Raw genomic sequence first — 10,589 nt, forward strand, 5'->3', positions numbered from 1 at the left:
GGCCTCAGGCCTGCCGCTCCCCGGGGAGCTCAGGGCGTCAGCCGAGCTGTGCGCGCACCGCGTTCGTCGCCGAGACGAGGTTCTCGAGCGAGGCCACGGTCTCCTCGTAGCGACGCGTCTTGAGGCCGCAGTCGGGGTTGACCCACACGAGCCGGGAGTCGATCGACTTCACGGCGAGCTCGAGGAGCTCGGTGACCTCCTCGGTCGAGGGGACGCGCGGCGAGTGGATGTCGTACACGCCCGGGCCGATCCCGCGGCCGTAGCCGGCCTCGGCCAGCTCGGGCACGATCTCCATGCGCGAGCGCGCGGCCTCGACCGACGTCACGTCGGCGTCGAGCCCGTCGATCGCGCCGATGACCTCGCCGAACTCCGAGTAGCACAGGTGCGTGTGGATCTGCGTCTCGGCCTCGACGCCCGCGGTCGCGAGGCGGAACGAGCTGACGGACCAGTCGAGGTACGCGGCCTGGTCGTCCTTGCGCAGCGGCAGGAGCTCGCGCAGCGCGGGCTCGTCGACCTGGATGATGCCGATCCCGGCCGTCTCGAGGTCCGCGATCTCGTCGCGCAGCGCCAGGCCCACCTGGTTGGCCGTGTCGCCCAGCGGCTGGTCGTCGCGCACGAACGACCACGCGAGGATCGTGACCGGACCGGTCAGCATGCCCTTGACGGGCTTCTCGGTGAGGGACGCCGTGAACGTCGACCAGTCGACCGTGATGGGGGCCGGACGCGTGACGTCGCCCCACAGGATCGGCGGGCGCACGCAGCGCGAGCCGTAGGACTGGACCCAGCCGTTGGCCGTGACCGCGAACCCGTCGAGGTTCTCCGCGAAGTACTGGACCATGTCGTTGCGCTCGGGCTCGCCGTGCACCAGGACGTCCAGGCCGATCTGCTCCTGGAGCTCGACGACGCGGCGGATCTCGTCCTGCATCGCGGCCGTGTAGTCGGCGTCGGACAGCTCGCCCTTGACGTTGAGCGCGCGCGCCCGGCGGATCTCCGGGGTCTGCGGGAACGACCCGATCGTCGTGGTCGGCAGCGGCGGGAGGTTCAGCTTGGCCTGCTGGGCTGCCGCGCGCTCGGCGTAGTCGCCGCGCGAGAAGTCGCCCGCAGTCAGGGCTGCGGCGCGCTCGCGCACCGCAGGCACGACGACGCCGCTCGCCACCGCGCGCGAGGCCACTGCGGCGCGGGACGCCTCGATCTGGTCGGCGACCGCGTCCCGACCCTCGGTCAGCGCACGAGCGAGGATCGCGACCTCGCCGACCTTCTGGTCGGCGAACGCGAGCCAGTCGCGCAGGCGGGCGTCGATCGAACCGTTCGTCCAGTCCTCGGCCTCGACGTCGTGCGGGACGTGCAGGAGCGAGGTCGAGGTGCCGACCGTGACGGCACCGGCGCCCAGGCCGGACAGGTCGTCGACGAGCGCGAGCTTCGCCGCGAGGTCGGCACGCCACACGTTGTGTCCGTCGATCACACCCGCGACGACCGTCTTGGCCTCGAGGCCCGCGACGCGACCCGTCGGGACGGCGCCCCTGACGAGGTCGAGCGAGATCGCCTCGACGTCGGTCGCGGCCAGGAGCGCGAGGCCGTCGAGGCCGTCCTCCCCGGAGGCGACGAGCCCGCCGAACGGCGCTCCCACGAGGATCGCGGGACGCTCGGTGCCCACCGCGAGCTCGGTCGCGAGCACCCGGTACGCCTCGGTGATCGCGGCGCGGACCTCGGCGGCGGGCACGTCGATCGAGTCGGACACGAGCACGGGCTCGTCGAGCTGCACCCACGGTGCCCCCGCTGCGGCCAGGGCGCGCAGCAGCTCGACGTACACGGGCAGGACGTCCGCGAGGCGCGAGAGCGGGCTGAAGCCGGGCGCGCTGTCGTCGGCGGCCTTGGACAGCGCGAGGAACGTGACGGGCCCGACGACGACGGGCCGGGTCACGACGCCCGCGTCCTTCGCCTCGACGAACTGGCGCACGATGCGGTCGTCCGCGAAGCGGAACGGCGTGGTCTCGCTGATCTCGGGGACCAGGTAGTGGTAGTTCGTGTCGAACCACTTGGTCATCTCGAGCGGGGCGTCCTCACCGGCGCCGCGTGCGACCGTGAAGTAGCCCGCGAGGTCCAGCGCGCCCTTCTCGTCGGTGAGCGACGCGAAGCGCGACGGGACCGCCCCGAGGAGAGCGACGACGTCGAGCACCTGGTCGTAGTAGGAGAACGAGCCGGGCACGGCGCCCGACGAGGCCTCGAGCCCCAGGTCGACGAGACGCTGGGCGGCCGCGACGCGCAGTGCCGAGGCCGTGGCCTCGAGCTCGTCGGCGGTGATCTTGCCGGCCCAGAAGGACTCGACGGCCTTCTTGAGCTCGCGGCGCGGGCCGATGCGGGGGTAGCCGAGGACGGAACCGGACGGGAACGTGGGTGCACTCATGGTGATTACCTCTGAACTGGTCAGACCGATGCGCTGCCGAGGGCAGGCTCGGAGGAGGGAAGGGGAGTGCCGGAGACCCACGGCCCGCTGGCCAGGTCGGGGGTGCGGGACGAGACGCCGCCGGCGTCCCCCGCTGCCCCACCGCCGAGGTCGACTCCCTCGAGCAGGTCTAGAGCGGCTTGGTGCTTGTTGAAGGTGTAGATGTGGAGGCCGGGCGCGCCGGCCGCGAGGACCTGGCGCGCGAGCTCGACCGAGTGCCGGATGCCCAGGGCGTGGCGCGCGGCGGGGTCCTGCTCGGCCTCGAGGGCTTCGACGACGCGCCGCGGTGCCGGGACGCCCGTGAGCTCCTCGACGCGTGCGAGCCGGGCCGGGTCCGTCATGGGAAGGAGCCCCGCGAGGATCGGGATGGTGACGCCGGCCGCGCGCGCCTCGGCGACGAAGTCGATGTACGACGAGGCCTCGTAGAAGAGCTGTGTGATCGCGAAGTCCGCACCGGCCTGCTGCTTCTGCCACAGGCGGCGCACCTCCTGGGTACGGCTCGTGCCCGCAGCGAGGTTGCCGTCGGGGAACGTCGCGACCGCGATGGTCAGGGGGCGCGCCGCGCCCCGCAGCGCGACGCTCGGGCTCGCGGCGCAGCGTGCGGCCTCGACCTCGCGCAGCAGGGCCACGAGCTCGGTGCTCGACCGCACGCCGTCCTCGGCGGGGCGCCAGTCGGGCTGGTCGCGCGGGGGGTCCCCGCGCAGGGCGAGGAAGCTGCGCACGCCCGCGTCGAGGAAGTCCGTGATGACGTCCTCGACGTCCTCGCGCGAGGCCCCCACGCACGTCAGGTGCGCGATGGGCAGCACGGGCGTGCCGTGCAGGAGCTGGCTGATGACGCGGCGCGAGGTCTCGCGGTCCGTGCCTGCCGCGCCGTAGGTGACCGACACGAAGTCGGGGGAGGTCGCGACGAGCCGGCGCGCGGTCTCCCAGAACTTGGGTGCGGCGTCGGGGCGGCGCGGGGGCATGAGCTCGAACGACACCGTGGGTCGCGGTGCCTCGTGCCCGAAGTGCCCCAGGTCGACGATGCTCATCGGGCGACCGCCGGGAGTGCGAGGGGGGCGCCGACGGTGGCCGCAGCAACGGTCGCCGTGCGGCTCGTGCGGTGGACGGTGCGCCGGGCCCCGGTGTGCGGGGTTGCGCGGAATGATGCCTCGGTCATGAATCGCTCCATCGAACCTGGCTGTAGCACCCGTACCCGCGGGAGGCTTCCGTTGGGGGGTTGCTGCGGTGTCAACGAGCCAGGACTCTCGACCGCTCTGGATGGTGTTGATGATCGTAGGGGGAATCCATGATCTGAGCCAGTATCTGCTCGAAGGATGAGACAGAAGGGTCTGACGGTACGTTTCGACCCGTTTCACGGTTCTCGCGTACTCCCGCGCGGTGCTTCGTCGGTCCCGCGGACGCTCTCCCAACGTACGCCCGTCGGCGGTTCCGAGGGAGGTCGGGGCGCCCGCCGATGACCACTAGGCTCCGAGCGTGCCCCGCCGACGCAGCCAGCAGACCGTCACGTTCGCGCTCGACGACTCCTCGGAGGAGCACGACCTCGACGTGCCCGAAGGCCATGGCCGGCGGGACCCCGCAGGAGGGCAGGGTGGACCGGCGCGCCGGGGGCGCTCCCTGCAGGCCCGACGACGTCGCGCGGCCCTCGTGGTCGGCGTCGCCGCGCTGGGGGTCGCACTCGCCGTGGTGCTCGTGAACCGCCCGCCGACGCAGGACGACACGCACGAGGCGATCGAGAGGACCGACGCCGGCGTGCTCGACCTGAGCCGTGCACCACGCGACCTGTGGAGCGTCCCGACCGACGGGGGGACGCCCTTCGTCGTCGACGACCTGCTGGTGCTGCCGGGCCGCTCGGGCCTCGCCGGGTTCGACGTCGGGACAGGTACCCAGCGCTGGCGGCTCGACGGGCTCGCGGGACAGGTCTGCACCGCGAGCCCCGAGGCCTCGACCGGTCGCGCCGACCCCGCCGGCCCCGCCGCGGGAGACGAGTCGGCGAGGTCCGTCGTGTGCCTCGAGACCGCAGCCGACCAGGTGACCGCGCAGCTCGTGAGCCTCGACGGCTCGGTGGTGGCCGGGGTAGTGCTCGACCCGGCGGCAGGGACCCCGACCGTCGGGGTCGGCGGCGTGATCCTCCAGACGACCAGGGACACGGCGGGGGCCGTCTTGCGCGCCACCGACCTGCGCACGGGCGAGGCCGCGTGGGAGCAGCGGCTGACCGTGCGGGAGACGGGGGCGGAGTGGACGTGCGGGACGTCGTACGGTGAAGCCCTGCGTATCGACGTCCGGTCGGGCGTGGCCGGGGTGTACGGGTGCGGCCTCCTGTCGTTCGTGACCGCCGGCGGCCTGGTCCTCGACGAGCCGGTGGCCCTGACGACGGTTGCCGCGCTGGGGGACGGGACGTTCCTCCGGTCGTCGGGCACGGCCTTGGCGGGGCCCGTGGATGCCGTCGCGGCCGACGGCACAGTGCGGTGGACGAGCGAGGGCCTGGTGCTCGAGGGCGGCGTGAGCGACGGGACGACCCCGGACCTGGTCCTGCTGGACCAGGGCGAGGCGTTGCTCGCGCTGCACCCCGACGGTGCGACCGCCTGGACCGCGCAGGTCGCAGCGCGGCAGGTCCTCGTCCGGACCGCGGACGCCGTGATCGTGCAGACCGTCGACCGGGAGACCGTCGCGCTCGATCCCGCGACGGGCGCCGAGCGGTGGCGGCGCGCCGTGGGCCCGCTGTCCGACGTGCTGCCGCAGCTCGTCGGTGGCACCGCCGCGGACGGAGCCACGGCCGTCCTGGTGGGGCCGACCGCGTCGGCGGGCTACACCGTGGTCGCGCTGGACCTCGCGAGCGGCGACGTCCGGTGGACCCAGGAGCACGTCGGGGATCCCGAGGTGTTCCAGGCGTCGCAGGGGCGGTTGCGGTCCGACCGCTCGGCGGTGACCGGGCTGGGATGAGGTGGTCGCGCGGCGCTCGCGGCCGGGTGAGGTCCCGCACGTCGCCGTCGCCCGGGCCCTGACGGATGGGCGTTCGACCTGCCCGGGCCATACCCTGGCGGATATGGACACCGAAGAACGTCTGGCCGTCTTCCTCGACTACGACAACCTCGCGCTGGGCGCGCGCGACCACCTGGGCGGGATGACCTTCGACTTCAAGCCGATCGCCGACGCGCTCGCCGCGCGCGGTCGGGTCGTGGTCCGCCGCGCCTACGCCGACTGGTCCTACTTCGACGAGGACCGTCGCTCCCTGACCCGTCACCAGGTCGAGCTCATCGAGATGCCCCAGCGCATGGGGGCCTCGCGCAAGAACGCCGCCGACATCAAGATGGTCGTCGACGCGATCGAGATGGCGTTCGAGCGGGAGTACATCTCGACCTTCGTCATGTGCACGGGGGACAGCGACTTCTCGCCCCTGGTGCACAAGCTGCGTGAGCTCAACAAGCGCGTGATCGGGATCGGCGTCGAGAACTCGACGTCCAAGCTGCTGCCCCCGGCGTGCGACGAGTTCCTCTTCTACGACCGCCTCGAGGGCGTCGAGATCCCCGACGAGCCCGTCGAGCGCAAGCGGTCCTCGAACAGCTCGAACCGCAGCACCGCGCGCAAGTCCTCGGGCCGCTCGTCGGGTTCGTCGAGCACCTCGGGCAAGGCCGCGGCGGCTTCCGCTACCGAGTCCGCGACGCCGCCCGCGTCGACCAGATCGGCCGCGTCGACCGCGGAGGCGGCCACCGAGCCCGTACCTTCGCTGCCCGAGCCGACCCCTGCCCCGCTGGACGTCGAGGCCGAGCTCGAGTCCGTCGGGCACGGGGCCTCCTCCCGGTCGGAGGACGAGGACCTCGCGGTCCTCGTCGCGCAGACCCTCGCGGACCTGTCGAGCTCGTCGAGCGGGGCCGTCGTGGCCTCGACGCTCAAGCGCACGCTGCTGCGCAAGGACCCGACGTTCAGCGAGGCCGACTACGGCTTCCGCAACTTCGGCGAGTTCCTGCGCTACCTCGAGGAGCGCGGCGTGGTGCAGCTCAGCGCGGGCCCCGCGACGGGCGACCCCGAGGTCTCGCTGCCCGAGCGCGGGCACGCGGGCGACGACTTCGCGCTGCTGCGCACGGTCGTGGGGGAGCAGGGGGACTCGGCACCGTTGTCGGGCCTCAAGAACCAGCTCCGCAAGAAGCGTCCGGACTTCAGCGAGAAGGCGCTCGGCTACCGCAGCTTCCTGCAGTTCTGCAAGGCTGCGCAGACCGCGGGCGCGATCGAGCTGCGCTGGGACGACGACGCCGACGACTACCTGGTCACCGTCGCGTCCCGCTGAGCGGACCCGTCACGAGGGCACGCCCGAGAGCTAGGCTCCGGGCGTGCCCTTTCGACGCCGAGAGCAACCTCGCCCGATCACCTTCGAGGCGGTCGACGACCTGGACGACGGTGACGACCTCTTCGCGCCACGGCCCGGGGGCTGGGGCGCGCCCGGCGGCGCGCCAGGAGGCCGCGGCACGCCCCTGCCCGACGGCGCAGCGCACCCGGGAGCGGACGTCGCCACCGGTTCGGCGGGCGCGGGAGGCGGGACCGGGGCCGTGCTGGACGCGTCTGGGCCGGACGGGGCCGCTCGGGAGGACGCACCGACGGATCCGCGTGCCCGGAGGCGCCGACGCGTGCTCCTCGGCGGGGTCGCGGCCGCGCTCGTCCTGGTCCTCGGCGGCCTGACCCTGGTGGACGTGGTGCGCGCCCGGCAGGCCGAGGCGCTGCTGCGGGCGGTGCCCGGTGGTGTCGTCGGGCTCGAGCGACCACCGCGCGAGCTGTGGACCGTCGACGTCGGTGAGGCCTGGCCGCTCGTGGCGGGCGAGCTCTTCGTCGTCATCGCCGCCGATGGCGCGCTCGTCGCGTACGACCGCGCGACGGGCGCCGAGGCGTGGCGGCACGAGGGTCTGCCGTCCCCGCAGTGCGGCACTTTCGACGGCCCGTCACCGGGGAGCCTCGACGCACGATCGATCACGTGCCTGGGCTGGGCCGAGACGGAGGAGGGCGCCCCGGCCTTCACGCTCCCCCCGAGCTCGGTCACGATCCTCGGGCTGGACGGGAGGACCGTGGCCGAGCGCGCTCTGGACCCCGCCCGAGGTGACGCCGCGGTTCTCTCGACCGGTGAGCTGGCGAGGGTGGCTCGGGACGGACGTGACGTCGTCGTGCTCGTCGAGGACGCCCGCACGGGCGAGGTGCGCTGGACGCAGACCGTGCCCACGCGCACGTCCGACAGCTCGTGCATGGCCTACCAGGAGGACGGCGCGACGGTCGACGGCTGGGACGAGGTGCAGCTCTACGGCATGTACGGAACACTCATGCTCCTCGGGTGCGACGTGAATGCCAGCCTGTCGAGCGACGGGACGGTCCTCTCAATGGACCTGACCCGCATGCAGCCGCTCCGCGACGGGCGGCTCCTCCGGGGCGGGCTCGCCGAGTCCGAGCTCCTGGACGCCGACGGGACGGTGCTCTGGAGCGCCCAGGGCGAGCTCATGGAGCCCCTCGCGACGGACGGCACGGGGCCGCCCCTGCTGTTCTCGAGGAGAGGGCCCGGGTTCGTGGCGCTCGACGAGGCGGGTGACGAGCGGTGGACCTTCTCCGGCTACGCCACCCAGGTGCTCCTCGTCACCCGCGACGTGACCGTCATCTCGTCCTACCCGGGAGCGGTGGCCGTGGACTCGGCCACGGGCGAGGAGGTGTGGGCGTGGAGGGACCCCGCGGTCGGAGGGACGAACGGCCAGGTCGCGGCGGCCTTCGCGAGCCGCGGCGGGCTGACGATCGCCTACGGCGAGGACGACGGCGCGCAGTCCCGCTGGGTGTCGATCGACGTGGCCGACGGGAGCACGCGATGGGAGGAGCAGGTGGCCGTCGACGCGTGGAGCCTCTTCGCGGTCGGTGGCGGCGTGTTCGGCACCAGGAACGGGACGGTCGTCGCGTTCGGTTGACGAGACCTGAGCCGTCGCGAGGTGCGCGCAGAACCAGACGCCGTGAACATCTGTGCAATCCCGGGAGTTCTCCCCGGTGGTCCGCCGCGCGACCACGGCGCACCACGCCCGGGCGGGCGGTCGTCGTCGGGCACCGCTGCACGTCGGTGCACAATGTACGGATGACTTACCGGGTGCTGAAGCTGATCCTGTCGCTCCTGGCCTACGCGTTCCTGAGGCCACGCGTGACCGGTCTGAACAACATCCCCCGGCGCGGACCCGTCATCCTCGCGAGCAACCACCTGTCGTTCGTGGACTCGCTCCTCATCCCGATCGTCGCCCCGCGCCACGTCACGTTCCTCGCCAAGGCCGAGTACTTCACCGGCACGGGGCTCAAGGGGCGCGTCTCGCGCTGGTTCTTCACGACCCTGGGCCACATCCCCGTGCAGCGCGACGACCCGCGCGCCGGCCAGCGCTCGCTCGAGGACGCGCTCGAGGTGCTCAACAACGGGGGCGCGTTCGGGATCTACCCCGAGGGCACGCGCTCGCGCGACGGCAAGCTCCACAAGGGGCACACCGGCGTCGCCTGGCTCGCGCTCGCGGGCCACGCGCCGATCGTGCCGGTCGCGATCAAGGGCACCGACAAGGTCCAGCCGGTCGGGGCGCGCCTCCCGCGCATCCACCGCGTGACGGTCGAGTTCGGCACGCCCATCGAGCCCGCGCGGCAGATCACCTCGGGGAAGCCCGCGCAGGCGCGGCGCGAGCTCACCGACCAGGTCATGGAGTCGATCCACGCGATGAGCGGCCAGCAGCGCGCGAGCTGAGCCTCGCCGCCCGGCGGGCCGCGGGCCCGCGCCGGGACACGCCCGTTCCTGAGAAGGACGTGCAGGTCGCGCCCCGTCATGATGTGCTCGGGGCAGGGCCACGTGCCTCAGGGATCGTGCCGGGCGGGTCCGTCCGTCGCGGCCGCGACCCAGGGCATCCGACTTGACCTCAACCCTGGTTGAGGTCCTAGCGTGGCCGACACCGAACGAGAGGACTCACCATGGCTGTCTACACCCTTCCCGAGCTGTCGTACGACTACGGCGCACTCGAGCCCCACATCTCCGGCCGCATCATGGAGCTCCACCACTCCAAGCACCACCAGGCCTACGTGACCGGCGCCAACACCGCGCTCGACAAGCTCGCCGAGGCCCGCGACTCCGGCGACCTCGCCGCGGTCAACCTCCACGAGAAGAACCTCGCGTTCAACCTCGGCGGCCACGTCAACCACTCCGCGTTCTGGACCAACCTCTCGCCCGAGGGCGGCGGCGAGCCCACCGGCGACATCGCCGCAGCCATCGACGAGGACTTCGGCTCGTTCGAGAAGTTCAAGAAGCACTTCGCCGCGGTCGCCGCAGGCGTCCAGGGCTCGGGCTGGGCCATCCTCGCCTGGGACACCCTCGGCAAGAAGCTCATCATCGTCCAGCTCTACGACCAGCAGGGCAACATCGCCCTGGGCCTGGTCCCCATCGTCCTGCTCGACGTCTGGGAGCACGCCTACTACCTCGACTACCAGAACGTGCGCGCCGACTACGTCACCGCCTGGTGGAACCTCGTCAACTGGGCCGACGCCGACGCACGCCTCACCCGCGCCCGCACCCAGGGCGAAGGCCTCATCATCCCCGCCTGACCCTCGACGTCCCCTCACGGGCCGTACAGCCCCCTTCTCGGGGTGCTGTGCGGCCCGTACGTCGTTCGCAAGGAGGCCCCCACGCAGCGTTCGGGGCAGAATGCGGTCCCGGTGCGCTCGATCGAAGGACCTGGACACCTCGAGGTGTCGCGTCTCGGAGCGCGACGACCAGCACGGCGCCGACGGCAAGGTGCCACGCGGGCGGGCGGCAGGCACAGCCCCGTACGCCCCTCCTGGGGCGTCGAACGGTCGTCGCACATGGTCGGCCCACGGGCGGCACCCGGTGACGCCGAGCGGCTCTGGCCCGGTTCTGGGCTCTCCCCTACGTCTCTCGCGCTCCTTCGCCTCATGGGGCTCCGCTGGACCACGGAAGGTCTCGTCGCGGCGGGGCCGTATGCCCTCCTGACCGGGATCAGGCCAGGGAACGCTCCGCCGAGGTGGCACGGCCGCCCAGACGGGGCCCACAGGCACGCCAGGACACCCCACGGGCGAGCGCATGAGACGGTCCCCGTGCCTCACGTGCCCGGGAACGCCGACGGGCCCCGCCTCCCAGAGGGAGACGGGG

At 72.8% G+C, this 10,589-nt stretch carries 7 protein-coding genes and 1 riboswitch; of the genes, 5 read left to right on the forward strand and 2 right to left on the reverse strand.

The genetic code is table 11. The annotated features are described in order from the left end of the window. Positions 1-37 precede the first annotated feature (37 nt). Complete coding sequence (gene metE, locus ACFWFR_RS12990; protein WP_377623229.1) at positions 38-2,404, reverse strand: 5-methyltetrahydropteroyltriglutamate--homocysteine S-methyltransferase; 2,367 nt, start codon at positions 2,402-2,404, stop codon at positions 38-40. 20 nt (positions 2,405-2,424) lie between these two features. Continuing rightward, positions 2,425-3,474 (reverse strand): methylenetetrahydrofolate reductase, encoded by a 1,050-nt coding sequence (locus ACFWFR_RS12995; protein ID WP_191801911.1) that lies wholly within the window; start codon positions 3,472-3,474, stop codon positions 2,425-2,427. A gap of 133 nt (positions 3,475-3,607) precedes the next feature. Continuing rightward, a riboswitch (SAM riboswitch) is annotated at positions 3,608-3,710 on the reverse strand. A 209-nt stretch (positions 3,711-3,919) separates the two neighbouring features. On the opposite strand from ACFWFR_RS12995, the gene ACFWFR_RS13000 reads away from it, so the two are divergent. From ACFWFR_RS13000 to ACFWFR_RS13020, 5 genes are all read left to right on the forward strand, one after another. Beyond that, positions 3,920-5,386 (forward strand): PQQ-binding-like beta-propeller repeat protein, encoded by a 1,467-nt coding sequence (locus tag ACFWFR_RS13000; RefSeq protein ID WP_377623230.1) that lies wholly within the window; start codon positions 3,920-3,922, stop codon positions 5,384-5,386. A gap of 103 nt (positions 5,387-5,489) precedes the next feature. Then, a complete protein-coding gene (locus ACFWFR_RS13005) occupies positions 5,490-6,728 on the forward strand; it encodes an NYN domain-containing protein (RefSeq protein ID WP_377623231.1) in 1,239 nt (412 codons plus the stop codon). A gap of 43 nt (positions 6,729-6,771) precedes the next feature. Then, positions 6,772-8,373: a PQQ-binding-like beta-propeller repeat protein gene (locus ACFWFR_RS13010; RefSeq protein ID WP_377623232.1), complete on the forward strand. Its 1,602-nt coding sequence runs from the start codon at positions 6,772-6,774 to the stop codon at positions 8,371-8,373. A 161-nt stretch (positions 8,374-8,534) separates the two neighbouring features. Beyond that, positions 8,535-9,176: a 1-acyl-sn-glycerol-3-phosphate acyltransferase gene (locus ACFWFR_RS13015; RefSeq protein ID WP_191801917.1), complete on the forward strand. Its 642-nt coding sequence runs from the start codon at positions 8,535-8,537 to the stop codon at positions 9,174-9,176. 221 nt (positions 9,177-9,397) lie between these two features. Then, positions 9,398-10,024, forward strand: a complete 627-nt coding sequence (locus ACFWFR_RS13020; protein ID WP_377615631.1) for a superoxide dismutase — start codon at positions 9,398-9,400, stop codon at positions 10,022-10,024. Positions 10,025-10,589: the final 565 nt, after the last annotated feature.

This window comes from Oerskovia sp. NPDC060287 (assembly GCF_042726775.1).
GTDB lineage: Bacteria > Actinomycetota > Actinomycetes > Actinomycetales > Cellulomonadaceae > Oerskovia > Oerskovia merdavium.